Origin of the sequence: Devosia sp. A16 (assembly GCF_001402915.1) — a bacterium.
Lineage (GTDB): Bacteria > Pseudomonadota > Alphaproteobacteria > Rhizobiales > Devosiaceae > Devosia_A.
This window is the reverse complement of the sequence record NZ_CP012945.1, coordinates 940001-956962: the sequence shown is the minus strand read 5'-3', so window position 1 is coordinate 956962 and position 16962 is coordinate 940001. Positions and strand designations below refer to the sequence as shown.

The following is a 16962-nucleotide window of genomic DNA, read 5'->3' as shown; positions in this document are numbered from 1 at the left end:
GCGGGGGAGGATATGGAGAGCCCGGTGCCCGCCCCTCGCCAGTCCCTCACTCTCCACGCTAGCCTTCGAACTCCGACGGACCTGATGAAATGACCTCTGCCATGGAAACCACCATTGCCGATCCGCCTCACCCACCGACCCGCTTCGGCTTCATCGAGCGCCTGCTCAGGGTCGTGTGGATCGGGCCGCTGATTGCGGCGCTGGTGATCTACATCTTCTTCATCATCGTCGGCGGCGCTTCGGGGTTCTTCTCGATCGCCGGCACGGCGGGCTGGCTCAATACCGCGGCGGAGCTGGGGATCATCGCACTGCCGGTGGGGCTGTTGATGATCTCTGGCGAGTTCGACCTCTCGACCGGCTCGGTGGTCGGCGCCGCCTCGATCATCGTGGCGCTGGGCACCGGGTTCTACGGCCTGCCGGTGGAGCTCACCATCGCCATGGCGCTGGCGATGGGCGTCGGGGTCGGCTGCTTCAATGCGCTGCTGGTCAATGCCACGAAGCTGCCGAGCTTCATCGTGACGCTGGCCTCCAACTTCATCCTTGCCGGTACGGCGCTGGGGCTGAGCCGACTGATCTCGGGTTCGTCCAACGTCTCGCTGAAGGATGCCGGCTGGGCCGAAACGGTGCTCGGCTCCAAGTGGATGGGGTTCAACGTCTCCGTGCTCTGGTACCTCCTCGCCGCCATCCTCGCCGCCTGGGTGCTGAAGCAGACCCGGTTCGGCAACTGGATCTTCGCCACCGGAGGCAATCCCGATGCGGCGCGACGGGCCGGCGTGCCGGTGGCGCGGGTCAAGCTGATCCTCTTCATCTGGACAGCGGTGTCGGCGGCCTTCGTCGGCATCATGTCGGCGGTCATGTACAACCAGGGCAACGCTGCCTCGGGGCAGGGCTACGTGTTCCAGACCGCCATCGCGGCGGTGATCGGCGGCGTACTGCTATCGGGCGGCTTCGGCTCGGTGATCGGCATCGTGCTCGGCACCTTCATCTACGGCATCGTCAGCCTGGGCCTGTTCTACACCGGCTGGCCGACCGACTGGCTCGCCACCTTCATCGGCGGGCTGCTGGTGATCGCCGTGCTCACCAACAACCTGATCCGCGAGCTGGCGCTGAACCGGGGAAAGAAGAAACTCTGATGGCTGCGCTCATGACGCTCGAAGGCGTCACCCGGACCTTCGGCAACAATATCGCCCTCAATGACGTCAGCCTCGAAGCCCATCCAGGCGAGGTGCATTGCCTGCTCGGCGACAACGGCGCCGGCAAGTCGACGTTGATCAAGATCATGTCGGGAGTGACGCCGCCGACCATCGGCACGCTCACCTTCGACGGCAAGCCGGTGAGCTTCCGCTCGCCCAGAGATGCGCAGGCACACGGCATCGGCACGGTGCACCAGGATGTGGGCTCGATCCCGCTGATCTCGGTGGCACGCAACTTCTTTCTCGGGAACGAGCCTACCAAGGGCTGGGGGCCGTTCCGGCGGCTCGACCACCAGACCGCCAACCGCATCGCGCTCGAGCAGATCCGGCAGATGGGCATCCGCCGCATCGCCGATGCCGAGCAGCTGGTGGGCACCATGTCGGGCGGCGAGCGGCAGGCGCTGGCCATCGCCCGGGCGCTGTATTTCGGGGCGAAGCTCCTGATCCTCGACGAGCCCACCGCGGCCTTGGGGGTGAAGGAAAGCAAGATCGTCATCGACCTGATCAAGCAGGCGCGCGAGCAGGGCATTGCGCTGGTGTTCATCACTCACAACGCCACCCACGCGCTCTCGGTCGGCGATCGCTTCACGGTGCTGATCCAGGGACGGGTGGCGAGCCAGTTCAAGCGCGGCGAGAAGACGCGCGAGGAAGTGCTGAACCTGATGGCGGGCGGCGAGGCGTTCGATGCCATGGGGCATGGGGATTGATGCATACTGATAGAGACGGCCCCCTCCCGGCCTCCCCCATAATGGGGGAGGTGAAGAGTCGGGGCTCTGTCTTCGATCGTGCCAAATGCGCCAGCGGGGCACCTCCCCCTTCATGGGGGAGGATGGGAGGGGGCCGTCTCTCTCTGCTGGTCTCGAGCAGGCAAATTCGATGGGCGGAGCAATGAACTATCAATCCCAATCGGCGCCGGTGCAGGGGCACGTCGCGCCGGGCTTCGAGGCGGTGGCTGAGGAGTTCGCGCGGAACTTCACGGTGCGCGGCGATGTCGGGGCGGCGTTCGCGGCGGTGCACAAAGGCGCGCTCGTCGTCGACCTCTGGGGCGGCATGGCGGCGCCGGGCCGGCCGTGGCAGGCCGATACGCTGCAAGTGATCTATTCGGGCACCAAGGGGCTGTTCGCCGGGTGCGTCCTGAAACTGGTGGAGCGGGGGCAACTCGACCTCAATGCGCCGGTGGCGCGGTATTGGCCGGAGTTTGCGCAGCACGGCAAGGGCCGGGTGCTGGTGCGGCACGTCACCTCGCACTCGGCCGGCCTGCCGGGGATCGTGACGCCGCTCGGCGCCGCCGACTACACCGACTACGAGCGGATGGAAGAGCTGCTCGCGGCGCAGCCGCTGGCCTCCGACCCGAATGCCTTCCACTGCTACCACGCAGTCACCATCGGCTGGCTGGTGGGCGCGCTGGTACGGCGGATCGACGGGCGGACGCTCGGCCGGTTCTTCGCCGAGGAGATCGCCGAGCCGCTGGGGCTCGATGCCTATATCGGGCTTCCGGAGGCGCTGGAGCCCAGGGTGGGGCGGCTCGAACTGGGGCCCGGCATGTTGCCCTATGACGAGGCCTTCAGCGAAGAGCAGCGCGCCGACCCGGTGTTTCATTCGATATGGGGCAACCCGCCGCTGTTTCCAGAGGACCTCGCCTGGAACACCCGCGCCTACCACGCGGCTGAAATCGGCGGGGCCGGCGGTATCGCCACGGCGCGGTCGATGGCGCGCTATTACGGCTGCATGGCGCTGGGTGGCAGCATCGACGGAGTGACGATCCTGAAGCCCGAGACGGTGGCGCTCGGTCGAGCCGAGCAGAGCCGGTTCATGGACCCCTACATTGCTGAAGCCATGGCGTTCGGCGTCGGCTGGGCGCTGCAGACGCCACAGGGCCGGTTCGGCCCTGCGCCCGACGCCTTCGGGCATTCGGGGGCCGGCGGCTCAATCCATGGCGGCTGGCCGACCGAGCAGGTGGGGTTCAGCTACACGATGAACCAGATGCGCGGCGACCCGGAAGATTTGCGGTCGCGGCACGTGCTGAAGCGGTTGTATGAGATTGTGCGGTAGGGGCGGTGCGCCAGCACCGCCCAATCGCCCCTCTCCCCTCAGAGGAGAGGGTAGTGCAGCTAGGACCGGAGGTCCGTAGCGGAACTCGGGTGAGGGTTCAGCTTCTCAGCGAGCGCTCGTTGCGCCGCTTCACCCCTCAACCGGCCTTCGGCCACCTTCTCCCCTGAGCAACCGTGTTTGAAGTCAAGCTGGGCTTGGGATCCAAGGTGCGTCGTTTGCGAGGATGGCGTTTGCGGTCGTGAGCAGCTTTCGCATGGCGGCGACGATGGCAAGCTTTGCTGGTTTGCCTTGGCTGCGGAGCCTTTGATAGAAGGTTTTGATGGGTGGGTTGGCGCGGATGGCTGAGATTGTGGCCATGTAGAGGGCGCAGCGCACCGACAATCGCCCGCCCGCGATATGAGCTTGGCCTCGCATCTGGCTGCTGTCGTGCACGAAGGGCGCCACCCCCGCCAGAGCTGCTGCCTGCTTGTTACCGATGCTGCCCAACTCGGGCATCTCGGCGATGAGTACGGCTGCCGTGACCCGGCCGATGCCGGGAATGGAGGCCAGCAGTTCGGCCCGGCGGTGCAGGCCGGCATGCTGCGCGATGTGCTCGGTGATCTGCTTGTCGATGGCGGCGATCTGAGTACTCAGGAAGTCGATATGGGCCTTGATGCTGGCCTTGATCGTCTGGCCCTCGGGGTGCTCGCTGCGCTGCTTCTCCATGGCCAGCATGTCCACCATCTGCCGACGCCGACGTACCAGGTCGGTCAGCTCCAGGGCATAGGGATCGTGCGGATCGGGCTGTGGCTGCATGAGGCGAGCGAAGCGCAGGATGGCCTGCGCGTCAATCGCATCGGTCTTGGCCATCTGCCCGTCGGCACGGGCCAGATCCCTCACCCGGCGTGGGTTGACCTTGCTCAGGGCAATGCCGTGTTCGGCCAGTTCGCGAGCCATCAGTCGGGTATAGCTGCCAGTGGCTTCACACACCACGTGCGGCCGCCTCAGCGTCCCGAGCCGCACGATCAGGCGGCGAACCCCTGCCTGGGTATTGGGAATACGAAGCACCGGGGTCTCGGCCATGGCCAGGTCCAGGTGCTGCTTGGATACGTCGACGCTGACATAGTCGGGGGAAGCGATCATGATGCTCTGCCTTGTATGCGGGCCCAAAGCCCAACCAACCGTTCGAGATCGTCACGAAGGGCCGGAGGCGTACGCTCAAGGACGAGCTCGAACGCTCAGGGGAGACACACGCCCCCCGACCACAGGCCCCGGAAAAACACCAGAACCTGCAGGGTCAGATCTGATCACTATCCACCCACAAACGGAACATACAAGGGGAGAAGGGACTGAGGACTCGGGTGGTAACTAACTGATCACCAACCGCGAAATCCGCCCGCCGCTCAGCGTGAACGCCATTGTGCCCTCGCCATTATAGCCGTTGCCGCTGACCGCCAGCCGCGCCGTGTAGGCATCGGCGCCATTCGGCTCGACCTCAATGAGCCGAAACTTCGACTGCACCCCGATATTGTCGGTCTCGTTCCAGTTGGCGATGCCGGCGCGGCCGGTGAAGTCGCGGCCCCAGTCGCTGAGGAAGGCGTCCTCGGTGAAGGCGTCGAGGAAGCCAGCGGTGTCGCCGGCATTGGTCGTCTCGATGAAGCGCTGGATGGCGGACGGCGTGGTACTCATAGGCGGGGCTCCGGTCGGTGTAACGTTCGGCGTTGGCGAACAGCAGGTCACTGGTGCTGCAAGATTGCTGCCCCTGGGGTGCTTGGCTAGCCCTCACCGCGGGGTGAGGGGCGCAAGCGCGCCGGCTCGAGCCCATAGCCCCACCAAACCGACCGACCGTCGGTTCCCATTTCCCTACGACTTTTTGAGCAAGCGGATGCGTGCAGCAGCCGCTTGACCACGGATCGCTACCCGTGTCATCGTTCAACCTATGGATAGGCGTTCAGCATAGTGAACGACAGGCGCGCCAATCGCCGGCACGAAGCCTCGCCCGTCCCCGACCGATCATCACGCCTCCCGATGCCCGGGAGGCGATGAGCCGCTCGTGTTCCTTGGGAGGAAAGCAACGTGTCCAAGACCACCCTAACGCAATTTTCGCCCAGCCGGCGTGCCGTTCTCGCAGGCCTTGCGGCCTCGCCGTTCGCGCTGGCCGCAGGCAGCCATTTCGCCCTGGCGCAGCCGACCAGCGGCACGCTGTCGATCGGCATCCTCGACTGGGCCGAAACCGGCATCAAGCCGGTGTTTGCTGCCTATGAAGCGGCCCGTCCTGGCGTCAAGATCGACTATTCGATCCTGCCGGGCGATGGCAACGGGTTGCGCCAGACGCTGCTGTCGCGCCGCCTCGCCAACAAGCTCCCCGATATCACCTACCTTGCCGACATCTTCGCGACGCAGTTCGCCAATGCGCAGGTCACGGCCGACATGCGGCCGTTCCTGACCTCGGGCGGCCCGGTCACCATGACCTCGCTGGCCAAGCCCTTCCTCGACCAGTACCTGGTCACTTCCGGTCCGAACAAGGACGGCATTTTCGGCCTGCCGATCGGCGCCGATACCGTGGTGCTCTACTACAACAAGAAGCACTTCGACGACGCCGGCATCCCCTATCCGAACGACGACTGGACGTTCGAAAAGCAGATCGAGGTCGCGACCCAGCTGACTCAGAAGAACGGCAACGTCACCACCCGCTACGGCCTTGCCGCCTCGGTGCCGTGGCACGCGACGTACGTCCCGGGCATCGAAGCCTTCGGCGATACGCTGCTCGACGACAAGAACATGTACAAGCTGCAGACCGAAGCGGCGATCAAGGTCTTCACCATGTACTGGGACCAGGTGAAGGCGGGCGTCCTCGCCTCGACCCCACAGCAGAACCAGCTCGGCGGCGGCTACCAAGCGTTCGGCGCCGGCACCGTGTCGATGCTGCAGTCGGTGCGGGCGCTGACCCCGCTCATCCGCTCCGTCACTACCGACGACTGGGACGTGGCGCTCGAGCCCAAGATCAACGGCGTGCGCAAGACCGGCATGGGGTCGATCGCCCAAGCGATCACCCCGCAGGGCATGGCGAACAACCAGGAGCTCGCCTACGACTATCTCAACTGGTTCTACTCCGAGGATGGCGGCATGAAGATCCTGGCCGCCGGCTACGGCACGGTGCCGCCGGTCGAGGCGCTCTACAACAGCCCGATCTGGACCGAGCTGCCCGGACCTCCATACGACAACCGCGTGTTCGCCGAGTCGATCCAGTACGGCGCGATGAACCCGACCTCGATCCCCGCCGACGTGCAGGTGGTGGTCGATACCGAACTCGCCAAGGCCGAAGAAGCCGTGGTGCTGAACAACGTGCCGGTGGCCGATGCACTCAAGGCCGCCGAGGCGGTGATCAACGAGGCGATGGCCCGCGTCATGGCGGCCGGCGGCTGATCAGAGCAAGGCCTGCCGCCGCGCTCCTTCAGCGGCGGCAGCTGGTGTTCTGCCGCGAGATCGAAACGGAAAGTCCCACGGCTTTCCCGATCTCGCTTTCGGAACCGGCTGCCCCCTCCCGCAGCCGGTTCTCCTTTCTGCAACGGGATCGACCCCTTTGAGCAAGACCGACACCGCCGACGAGGCCGGCATATCCGCAGTGTCGCGGCCCGCGCCGCGTCGCAGATCGCGCCGCGCCGATTCCCCGTTCTGGGCCGCCCTGTTCGTCGGGCCCAACGTGATCCTGTTCACCGTGTTCATGGTCATCCCCATCGTCTGGGGCCTGGCGCTCAGCCTGTTCGACTGGAACCTGATCTACGAGCCGCGCTTCGTCGGCTTCGACAATTACGTCGCGCTCTTGAACGACGCACGCGCCATCAACTCGGTGTCGAAGACCGTCTATTTGCTGGTCCTCGGCGTGGTGCCGACAGTGTTCCTGTCGTTCGTCCTCGCGGTGCTGATCAACACCAACTTCCCCGGCTACAGCGTGTTCCGCACGATGTACCTGTTGCCGATCGTCATCTCGCTGGTGGCGTCCGCGGTGCTGTGGAAGTTCATGTACGATCCGCGTGTCGGCCCGATCGCGCAATTGCTGAGCTTCTTCGGCATTTCCGGGCCCAACTGGCTGCAGGATACCACCTGGGCGATGCCGGCCTTGTCGCTGGTGATCGTCTGGCTGCGACTGCCGCTCGGCATCATCCTCTACCTCGCGGCGCTGCAGCAGATTAACCCGCAGCTGCTGGAAGCGGCCGAGATCGATGGCGCCGGTCCGTGGGCCAAGCTGCGGCACATCATCTGGCCCAACGTCATGCCGGTGACGCTGCTGATCCTCGTGCTGACGCTGCGCGGCATCATCTTCGACAGCTTCGATATCGCCTTCGTGATGACCAAGGGCGGTCCGCTCAACTCGACCGACATCCTTGCCGTCTACATCTACGACCTGGCGTTCGCGCAGTTGCGGCTCGGCTATGCCTCGGCGCTTTCGACGGTGCTGTTCGTCATCGTCACGATCCTCGCGCTGATCTTCAACCCGCCGCGCCGGCGCCCCACCAATGGAGATCCGGTATGAGTGCAGGACACCACTGGCGTCGCCGCTTCCACATCTCGACGGTGATCTTTTTCGGCCTCTTAATGGCGGCGCCGTTCTACTGGATGATCATCAACTCGTTCAAATCGAGCCGCGAGGTGGTGGCCTACCCACCGACCTGGTGGCCGACCGAGTGGCATTTCGAGAACGTCTTCGCGGCGCTCGCCTTTCTCGACACCACCGCGATCGTGAACTCGGTGATCTTCACCGCGGTGATCACCATCTGCCAGCTGACCCTGGTGGTGATGACCGGCTTCGCGCTGGCCAAGATGCAGTTCCTCGGCCGCGGGGCGCTGCTCGGGCTGTTCATCCTGACGCTGTTCGTGCCGGGGCAGGTGGCGACCATTCCCACCTTCATCCTGGTGCGCAACCTCAACTGGCTCGATACCTTCATGGGCCTGTGCATCCCGATCATCGCGCAGACCAGTTTCGGCGTGTTCATCTTCCGGCAGTTCTACGTCTCGATGCCGAACGAGATTCTCGATGCGGCCAAGATCGACGGCGCCAACTGGGGCCAGGTGTTCGTCAGGATCGTGCTGCCGCTCTCCGGCCCGCCGATCGCCGCCTATACCGCAGTGACGGTGCTGACCGCCTGGAACATGTATGCCTGGCCGCTGATCTCGACGACAGAAAAGGACATGCGGGTGCTGCCGCTGGCGCTGGCCGGGCTCGGCCAATCGTTCTCGCAGACGCCGCCCAACATCGCCATGATGGCGGTGCTCCTCTCGACGCTGCCGATCATCATCTTCTTTATTCTCTGCCAACGCTACTTCATCAACGGCCTCGGCGGCTCGTTGAAGGAATAGCTGTCACCGAACTAGCTGGAGCGTAACGTGACTACAGTACCAGTCTGCCTCGTCGGCTGCGGCGGCATGGGGAGCCGGCATGTGCAGGGCTTCGCCCGGCTGCAGCGCTCGGGCCTGAGCAATGTCCGGCTCGTCGCGGTGTGCGACGTGCGGCAGGACAATGCCGAGCGGGTGGCCGGCGAGGCCGAAAAGCTGCTCGGCTACCGGCCGAAGATCCATCTTTCGATCGACGACGCGGTCGCCGATCCGGAGATCGCGGCCTTCGACGTGGTGACCGAGGCATTCAGCCACCTGTCGGTGGTGTTGCCGGCCCTGCGCGCCGGCAAGCACGTGCTGTGCGAGAAGCCGCTGGCGCTCACGGTGCGCTCCTGCCAGGCGCTGATCGATGCGGCCAAGGCCGGCGGAGCGGTGCTGGCGACGGCCGAGAACTACCGGCGCGACCCGACCAATCGGCTCGCCAAGGCAGTGATCGATTCCGGCGTCTTGGGGCCGATCCACCTGATGGTGCAGACGATGATCGGCGGCAATGACCGGATCATCATCACGCCGTGGCGGCATTTCAAGGACAAGGGCGCCATCGGGCTCGACATGGGCGCGCATCTGACCGACATCGTGCAATACTATTTCGGGCCGTTCCAGGCGGCATTCGGCAAGGGCTTCATCGCCGAGCCGATCCGCCGCCGGCAGGAAAAGCCGGAGATGCAGACCGAGGCGTACCTGAAGCGCTTCCTCGAAATCCCGGAGCAGATTACCGCGACCGGCGAGGACTCGTTCGCCGCGACCTTCACCATGCAGTCGGGCCTGATGGTGCAGATGGCCTTCGTCGCCTCGGGCCCGGGCAAGGGTTACAACCAGCGCACTGTGCACGGGCAGCAGGGCTCGCTCGAAATCTTCAACGACCGTACCGGCAAGGCGCCGATCCTTCATACCGCCGAGGGCGACCTCACGGGGCAGGCGCTGGCCGACAAGGTCGGTTTCAAACTCGATGAGCTGACCCAGAAGCTCTATGGCGGGGTATCGTACGAGTTGGACTGGGCCGAGACGGATTCCGGCCTCCTCGCCATCGAGATCCACGATTTCGCCGCCGCCATCATGGAAGGCCGGTCGCCGGAGGTGGACGGCGAGGGCGGTCTCACTGCCGTCGCCTCGGTGCTTGCTGCCTATGAGAGCGGCATTGCCGGCCGCGCCGTGAGCATGGACGAGGTGCTGTCGAGCCAGGTTTCGACCTATCAGGACGAGATCGACGCCGATCTCGGGCTGTTGCCCAAGTCGAACGCCGCCTGACGGAGGACAAGATGACCGATGCCGCTTTCGCTGCCCTGCCGCTGATCGTCCAGAAGCTCGGCCCCAAGCAGATCGCCTTCGTGGTGCGCGATCTCGAGGCCGCGACCAGGCAATGGTGGGACCTCCTCCGCATCGGCCCCTGGACGGCGTGGGAGTATACGCCCGAGATCCTGAAGGACATGACCTACAAGGGTGCGCCCGCCCAGTTCGGCCTGAAGCACGCCCTCGCCTGGAAGGATGGAGTGCAGTTCGAACTGGTCGAGCCCACCACCGGCCCGTCCTTCTTTGCCGACCAGCTCCAGAGCTCCGGCGAGGGCCTCAACCATATCGGCATCCACGTGATGGAGAACCATGCCGAGGCGGTGGCCGAGCTCGAAGCCGCCGGCTTTACTCGCCTGCAATCTGCCCGCGGCTTCGGCGGCGATGGCAGCGGCGCCTTCGTCTATTTCACCTCACCCAAGCTCAACGGCCTCGTGCTCGAGCTGATCAGTCCACCGGCGACCCGCCGGACACCGCTATTCGTCTATCCCGAGGAAGCAAAGTGAAGATCGAGCGTATCGATACCTACGTCGCGCATAACTGGATGTTCGTCGAAGTGACGACGGATACCGGACTGAAAGGCGTCGGCGAATCCACCTTCTTCGGCTTCCCCGAGGCGACGGCGTCGGTGGCCAAGGGCTTTGGCGAGCGGCTGATCGGTGAGGACCCGTTCCGTATCGAGTACCACAACCTCAGCCTCTACCGCGCCTACTCGATGCGCGGCATGGCCATTGGCGGCGCCATCTCGGCGATCGACCAGGCGCTGTGGGACATCAAGGGCAAGCACTACCAGGCGCCGGTGTGGGACCTGCTCGGCGGCCGGGTGCGCGACAAGGTGCGCGCCATGCTGGTGATCCCCTACGGCACGGCCGAGGAAGTGGCGGCAAGCTGCAAGGCGGCAGTGGAAGACGGCTATACCGCACTCAAGGTGATGGTCTACCAGCCCGAGCACCACCTGATGGCGTTCGGCGCCAAGGTGAAGGACATGGTCGAGCGCCTGGCGCTGATCCGCGAGGTGGTGGGCTGGGATGTCGAGATCGGCATCGAACTGCACCGCAACATGGCGCTGGGCGAATCCATCGCCGCGGTGCGGGAGTTCGAGCAGTTCCGGCCGCTCTTCGTCGAAGACCCGATTCCGCCCGACAGCGTGCTGAGCTTCGGCGAAGTGTCGCAGAAGTCGCGGGTGCCGATGGCGGCAGGCGAGCGCAACACCTCGATCTGGGAGTTCCGCGAGTATGTCGAACATGGCGGGGTGCACCATATCCGGCCCGATGTCGGCATTGCCGGCGGCATCACCGGCACCCGCAAGATCTGCGCGCTGGCCGAGGCGCATCACCAGGGCATTATCCCGCACGCCGTGCCTTCGGGCCCGGTGGCGACGGCGGCGCAGGTGCAGCTCGGCTTTGCCGTGCCGAACTGGGAAGTGACCGAGCACATGCTGCAGGATCGCGCGCCCTGGACCAGGGCGGTGAAGGCGATCGTTCCCGTCATCGACGGCCACTGGCTGCCCAACGAGACGCCGGGGCTCGGCGTCGAGCTCGATCACGAGGGGCTGAAGACCATCCCCGTCATCAGCAAGGTGCCGCCGACCTCGCTGAAGACCGACGGCTCGGTGGCCTTCCGGTAGCCGCCCGTGATCGTCGACAGCCACACTCATGCCTGGGCGCGCTGGCCGTACGAGCCTGAGGTCCCCGACGAGGCGACCAAGGGGTCGGTCGAGCACCTGATCCACGAGATGGATCAGAACGGCGTCGCCGAGGCGGTGATCGTTTCGGCGCGGATCGAGAAGAACCCGGACAACAATGCCTATGGGGCGGCGGCAGTGCGCCGCTATCCCACCCGGCTGCATCAGTTCGCCGATGTCGATTGCGCCTGGTCGCCGGAATATCACACGCCGGGGGCGGTGGAGCGGCTGCAGGTGGCGGCGGAGACGCTGCCCATCAAGGGCTTCACCCACTATGTGGGCGAGAACGATGGCTGGTTCCGCTCAGACGAGGGCAGGGCCTTCTTCCGGCTGGCGGCGGAGCGCAAGCTCATCGCCTCGATCGCAATGGGGCCGGCCTGGGCCGCGGATCTCGGGGCGATCTGCATAGAGAACCCCGACCTGGTGGTGTTGCTGCACCATATGGGCGGCATCGGTGCGACGGCGCCGCGCTCCGACCTCGAAGCGATCGCGACGCTCGCCAGGTATCCCAATGTCCACATCAAGCTTTCGGGCTTCCACTATGCGGTGGGGCTGGAGAATGGCTGGGACTATCCGCACCCGGGCGCCATGTGGATCGCCGAGGGACTCCATGCCGCCTTCGGCGCCGAGCGGCTCTGCTGGGGGTCTGACTTTCCGGCGCTCAGCCGCGCCATGACCTACAAACAGGCGCTCGAAATCGTGCGCGTACATTGCCGGTTCCTGGGGGCGGGCGATCTCGCGCCGGTCCTGGGCGGCACACTCAAGCGGCTGCTCGATCAAGCCGCGCCAACGAGGACCAGCTGATGAACGCGCCCGCGCGCCCCGAGACCATGTTCCGTTCGCTCAACCCGGCCACCGGCGAGCAATTCGGCAGCTATCGCCTGCATGACGGCGCGGAAGTGGAAGCGGCGCTCGAACGCAGCTTTGCCGCCTGGGGCAGCATCCGTGCTGCGGGGATCGAGAAGCGCGCTCAGCTGCTGCTGGCCTTGGCCGATCGACTCGAGGCCAATCTCGAAGCGTTCGCGCGGCTGATGACGCTGGAGATGGGCAAGCCCATCAACGAGGCGCGCGGCGAGATCAGGAAATGCGCTGCAACCTGCCGCACGACCGCCGAACTCGGGCCGGGCTGGCTGGAGCCGCTCGACGTGCAGAGCCCGGCGCGCGGCAGCCGGGTGCGCTACGAGGGGCTGGGGCCGATCCTTGCGATCATGCCGTGGAATTTTCCGTTCTGGCAGGTGATCCGCTTCTTCGCGCCGGCCTTCCTCGCCGGCAACACCACGGTGGTCAAGCACGCCGAGAACGTGCCGGCTTCCGCCGAGGCGCTGGAGCAGGTGTTCGCCGAAGCGGGGATGCCGGACGGCGTGCTGGTGAACCTCCGCGTCGACCATCCGACGGTGGGGAAGCTCATCGCCGACAGCCGCATCCGCAGCGTCACCGTTACCGGCAGCGTGCGGGCCGGGCGGACCATCGCCGGGCTCGCCGGCGCGGCGGGGAAGAAAGCCGTACTGGAGCTTGGCGGCTCCGACCCGTTCATCGTCTTCGCCGATGCCGATTTCAACGCGGCGGTGAAAATGGCGGTGGCGGCGCGACACAACAACTCGGGGCAGAGCTGCGTCTGCGCCAAGCGCTTCCTGGTCGAGCAATCGATCGTCGCCGATTTCACCGAGGCCTTCGTCGAAGCGACGCGCAAGCTCAGCTATGGCGACCCGCTGGACGAGAGGCACGGACTCGGGCCGCTGGCTCGCGCCGACCTCCGCGCCGGACTGCAGGATCAGCTCGAGCGCAGCATTGCCGGGGGGGCGCGGGTGGCGCTGGCCGGCGGCACGGTCGATGGACCGGGCTTCTTCTTCGCCCCGACCGTCCTGACCAACGTCGCCGACGACAATGTCGCGGCGTGCGAGGAGCTGTTCGGGCCGGTGGCGCCGATCCTGCCGTTTGCCGATGAGGCCGAGGCGCTGCGCATCGCCAACGGCACCGAGTTCGGGCTGGCCGCGGCGGTGTGGACGCGCGACGAGGAGCGGGCACGGCGGATGGAGCAGAGCGTCGAAGCCGGCGCCGTGTTCATCAACGACATGGTGCGCTCGGACGCCCATATCTCGTTCGGCGGCATCAAGTCCTCCGGCTATGGCCGCGAGCTCGGCAAGGTCGGCATCACCGAATTCACCAACGCCAAGACCGTGTGGATTGGCTGACGAGGCACAAGAATGACGATCTACAACCTGCCGAGACCGCTGCGCGTCGGCTTTGCCTGCAACGCCGATACGTTCAAGCGGATGGCCGATGCCGAAGCGATCGAGGCGCTGCAGAGCCTCGGCAGCTTCGAACATCACCTGTGCGACGAACCCTCGAGCTGGGACGAGGCGCCGCCCGAAAACTCCGAGGCCATCGACAAGCTGGTGGCGTTCGCGGAGAAGCTCGATGCGCTGCTGGTCTGCCACGGCTCGCCGCGGCTGACCGGCGCTATCCTCGATCGGCTGCCGAACCTCAAGTTCATCGCCGAGGTCGAGGGCGATCGTTTCAGCCAGCGCATCGACGTCAACGCCGCAGCCGAGCGCGGCGTCACCGTGGTCGACACCACCAATGGCTCGTCCTACCCGGTGGCCGAATGGGCGCTGGCCATGGCAATGATTGGGCTGCGCAACGCCGGGGCGCTGTTCCGCCGGATGATCGGGGGCGAGGTGCTGTTCCAGAAGTGGGAAGAGCGCGTTGCCGATCCCGGCTTCAACGGCGAGCTCACCGGCCGCAGCGTCGGGCTGATCGGCGCCGGCTATATCGGCCGCCGGCTGATCGAGCTGCTGCAGCCGTTCCAGGCCGATATCTACGCCTTCGACCCTTACGCACCGCGCGTCCTCGCCGACATTTACGACATCACGCTGACTTCGCTGGAGCAGGTGATGGACTGCGACGTGGTGATCTCGCTGGTGCCGTTGACGCCCGAGACCAAGGGGATGATCGGCGAGAAGGAACTGAACCTGCTGCGGCCGCGCTCGGTGTTCGTCAACGTGTCGCGCGGCGCGGTGGTCGACCAGGCTGCACTGATCCGGCGGCTCGAGCGCGGCGACGTGGTGGCCTCGCTCGACGTGTTCGACCCCGAACCGCTGGAGGCGGATTCGCCGCTCAGGACCATGCACAACGTGTTCCTCACCCCGCATATCGCCGGGGTCACGGCACCCTGTGGCCCGCGCTTCCTGACGCTCGCCGCCGACGAGATCGCCCGCAAGTTCGCCGGGCACCGCACCCGGCACGACCTGGTGCCGCGCGCCGGAGTGAAACCATGATCGCGGCCGACCTCGCTGCCCGCCGTCAGGCGGGGACGCTCAAGATGGGCTACTGCGTGCCGGCCTTTGCCATGCCGAGCCCGGGGCTGTTTCGGGTGCCCAATGTGGCGCGCATCGAGGATGTCGATGTGCTCGGCAATGCCCGCGAGGCTGAGCGGCTGGGCTTCGACTCGCTGTGGGTCTGCGACCACCTGATGCTGGGGCGCGAGCAGGCGGTGCTGGAGGGCTGGACCACGCTGGCGATGATCGCCGGCGCCACCAGCCGGGCGCAGCTGGGGCTGATCCACCAGGCGAACCTGTTCCGCGCGCCGCAGATTGCCGCCAAGATGATGTCTACGCTCGACCACCTCTCCGGCGGGCGCTTCATCCATTTCTTCGAAGCCGGCATGGGTCGCCCCGAACAGGTGGCCTATGGCCTCGACTGGGACGACAACCACGACGCGCGGGTCGAGCGGCTCGAAGAGGCAATAACCCTGATCAAGGCGCTCTACGCCGCCGACAGGCCGATCGATTTCGACGGCAAGTTCTATCGGCTCAGGCAGGCGCAACTGGCGCCCAAGCCGCAACAGGCGCACATCCCGGTATGGCTGGGCGAAGCGTTCGACCCGGTGATCGAACTCAGCGGCCGTATCGCCGATGGCTGGAACAGTACCCCGGTGACGCTGACCGAACTGGCCCGCCGGCTGGCGCTGCTCGATGCGTCGCTGGCGAGGGCCGGGCGTTCGCGCGCCGAGGTGGAGATCAGCTTCGAAACGCAGATCCTGGTGGCGCCCGATCTGACCTCGCTGCGCCGCAAGGTAGCGTCGCTGGTCGAGCGCATGGTGGAGACCAAATCGGGCGAGCCGCAGCCGGAAGTGACCGATTTCGTCGCGGGCAGGGTGGACCGGTTGCCCGAGGCGATGACCGGACCGTGGATCATCGGCACCGCCGAAGAGGCGAAGGCACGGATCGTCGAGTTGCGGGGGCAAGGAGTCGACCACCTGATGCTGTGGTTCATGGATGCCCCGGAGACGGATGGGATGGCGTATTTCATGGAGGAGGTCGCGCCGGGGTTTCGGTGAGACGTGCACCGGCGGTGCGGCAATCCTCCCCCGCGGGGCGGGGGAGGATCCCGGAGAGACCGGTGCACTTGCACGCTGGTCCCCCGGCTCGCTAATGCCTAAACTCGGGGCATGGAGAATGGATAGCCGATGATCGAAGACACCGAGCAGCGGGGCAAGGCCGTCCCCGCGCTGGTCCGGACCAAGAAGATTCTCGATGCGCTCAGTACCGGCGGCAAGCCCAAGGGCGTGTCGGAGCTGGCGCGGATGCTGGATCTGCCCAAGAGCACGGTGCACGGGCTTTGTCACACGCTCGTCGATCTCGGCCTGATGATGCGGGTGGGGCCGTCGCAGTTCGCGGTGGGGCCGCACGTCCTGAGCTGGGCCAACGCCTTCGAGGGCCAGAGCGACCTGACGCAGGAATTCATGCGCATCGCGGAGGCGACCGACCTGATCTCGGAGCAGGCGATCAACCTCTCGATCCTCACCGGCCGCGAGGTGATGTATGTCGCCTGCCGGCGCGGCACCGATCCGCTCGGCGTCAGCTTCCGGCCCGGCGTGCGCCTGCCGGCGCCGTTCACCGCCACCGGCAAAGCGATGATGTCGACGATGCGCCCCGAGGAAGTCGAAGCGCTGTTCGGCGACGAGTGGCCGGAGCCCTGGACCAAGCAGAGCGTGCCCGATCTCAAGACGCTGATGCGCGAGCTCGAGGAGACGCGTCAGCGCGGCTATTCGATCGACGACGGACAGCTGCGCGACGCCATGGTGTGCTTCGGCGCCCCGGTGTTCAACGCCAGCGACGACCATGCGGTGGCCGGCATCGCCATCGGGCTGCTGCGCGGCGAGGTCAACGACACTTCGCGGGCGCAGGTCAGCCACGCGGTGCGGGCGCTGGCCGACAAGCTCAGCCATCGGCTGGGTGGGAATACCTGAGGCTGTGGGGGCGAGTGCTGCGAAGCCGGTGGCTGTGGACCCCACCCCTGTCCCCTCCCCCGCAAGGGGGAGGGAGACCCTCACACCGATATCGAGGCTATCGTCTCCCTCCCCCTGGCGGG

The 16962-nt window shown here is 66.1% G+C and carries 16 protein-coding genes; 14 read left to right on the top strand and 2 right to left on the bottom strand.

Features of this window, described 5'->3' with window-relative positions; genetic code table 11:
* The first annotated feature begins 89 nt into the window (after positions 1–89).
* The 3 genes from APS40_RS04750 to APS40_RS04740 all read left to right on the top strand — a co-directional run bounded on the left by APS40_RS04750 (position 90) and on the right by APS40_RS04740 (position 3245).
* The gene (locus tag APS40_RS04750) at positions 90–1133 is read left to right on the top strand and encodes an ABC transporter permease (RefSeq protein WP_082434189.1); all 1044 of its coding nucleotides are present in this window, start codon (positions 90–92) and stop codon (positions 1131–1133) included.
* Positions 1133–1900, top strand: a complete 768-nt coding sequence (locus tag APS40_RS04745) for an ATP-binding cassette domain-containing protein (protein ID WP_055045970.1) — start codon at positions 1133–1135, stop codon at positions 1898–1900. Before APS40_RS04750 ends, APS40_RS04745 begins: the two co-directional genes overlap by 1 nt.
* A gap of 181 nt (positions 1901–2081) precedes the next feature.
* Positions 2082–3245 carry a serine hydrolase domain-containing protein gene (locus APS40_RS04740; RefSeq protein ID WP_055045969.1) on the top strand — a complete coding sequence of 388 codons (1164 nt, stop codon included), beginning with the start codon at positions 2082–2084 and terminating at the stop codon, positions 3243–3245.
* Positions 3246–3428: 183 nt separating this feature from the next.
* Here APS40_RS04740 and APS40_RS04735 read toward each other — a convergent pair whose 3' ends face one another.
* Positions 3429–4367 (bottom strand): IS110 family transposase, encoded by a 939-nt coding sequence (locus APS40_RS04735; protein WP_236884196.1) that lies wholly within the window; start codon positions 4365–4367, stop codon positions 3429–3431.
* Positions 4368–4592: 225 nt separating this feature from the next.
* Positions 4593–4913, bottom strand: coding sequence for a nuclear transport factor 2 family protein (locus APS40_RS04730; protein ID WP_055045968.1), 321 nt, complete (start codon positions 4911–4913; stop codon positions 4593–4595).
* 387 nt (positions 4914–5300) lie between these two features.
* Here APS40_RS04730 and APS40_RS04725 point away from each other — a divergent pair, with 387 nt between their 5' ends.
* From APS40_RS04725 to APS40_RS04675, 11 genes are all read left to right on the top strand, one after another.
* Positions 5301–6650 (top strand): extracellular solute-binding protein, encoded by a 1350-nt coding sequence (locus APS40_RS04725; RefSeq protein WP_055045967.1) that lies wholly within the window; start codon positions 5301–5303, stop codon positions 6648–6650.
* 157 nt (positions 6651–6807) lie between these two features.
* Positions 6808–7758, top strand: a complete 951-nt coding sequence (locus tag APS40_RS04720) for a carbohydrate ABC transporter permease (RefSeq protein ID WP_055045966.1) — start codon at positions 6808–6810, stop codon at positions 7756–7758.
* Positions 7755–8582, top strand: a complete 828-nt coding sequence (locus tag APS40_RS04715; protein WP_055045965.1) for a carbohydrate ABC transporter permease — start codon at positions 7755–7757, stop codon at positions 8580–8582. The genes APS40_RS04720 and APS40_RS04715 overlap by 4 nt, the downstream gene beginning before the upstream one ends.
* Positions 8583–8609: 27 nt before the next feature.
* A complete protein-coding gene (locus APS40_RS04710) occupies positions 8610–9866 on the top strand; it encodes a Gfo/Idh/MocA family protein (protein WP_156342835.1) in 1257 nt (418 codons plus the stop codon).
* Between the two features lie 11 nt (positions 9867–9877).
* Positions 9878–10411 carry a VOC family protein gene (locus tag APS40_RS04705; protein ID WP_055045963.1) on the top strand — a complete coding sequence of 178 codons (534 nt, stop codon included), beginning with the start codon at positions 9878–9880 and terminating at the stop codon, positions 10409–10411.
* Positions 10408–11532 carry a mandelate racemase/muconate lactonizing enzyme family protein gene (locus APS40_RS04700; RefSeq protein ID WP_055045962.1) on the top strand — a complete coding sequence of 375 codons (1125 nt, stop codon included), beginning with the start codon at positions 10408–10410 and terminating at the stop codon, positions 11530–11532. Before APS40_RS04705 ends, APS40_RS04700 begins: the two co-directional genes overlap by 4 nt.
* A gap of 6 nt (positions 11533–11538) precedes the next feature.
* Positions 11539–12393, top strand: coding sequence for an amidohydrolase family protein (locus APS40_RS04695; RefSeq protein ID WP_055045961.1), 855 nt, complete (start codon positions 11539–11541; stop codon positions 12391–12393).
* Entirely contained in the window at positions 12393–13781 is a 1389-nt protein-coding gene (locus APS40_RS04690) for an NAD-dependent succinate-semialdehyde dehydrogenase (RefSeq protein ID WP_236884195.1), read from the top strand. The genes APS40_RS04695 and APS40_RS04690 overlap by 1 nt, the downstream gene beginning before the upstream one ends.
* Positions 13782–13793: 12 nt before the next feature.
* Positions 13794–14867, top strand: coding sequence for an NAD(P)-dependent oxidoreductase (locus APS40_RS04685; protein WP_055045960.1), 1074 nt, complete (start codon positions 13794–13796; stop codon positions 14865–14867).
* Positions 14864–15928 carry an LLM class flavin-dependent oxidoreductase gene (locus APS40_RS04680; protein WP_055045959.1) on the top strand — a complete coding sequence of 355 codons (1065 nt, stop codon included), beginning with the start codon at positions 14864–14866 and terminating at the stop codon, positions 15926–15928. Before APS40_RS04685 ends, APS40_RS04680 begins: the two co-directional genes overlap by 4 nt.
* A 129-nt stretch (positions 15929–16057) precedes the next feature.
* The gene (locus tag APS40_RS04675) at positions 16058–16840 is read left to right on the top strand and encodes an IclR family transcriptional regulator (RefSeq protein WP_055045958.1); all 783 of its coding nucleotides are present in this window, start codon (positions 16058–16060) and stop codon (positions 16838–16840) included.
* The last annotated feature ends 122 nt before the right edge of the window (positions 16841–16962 follow it).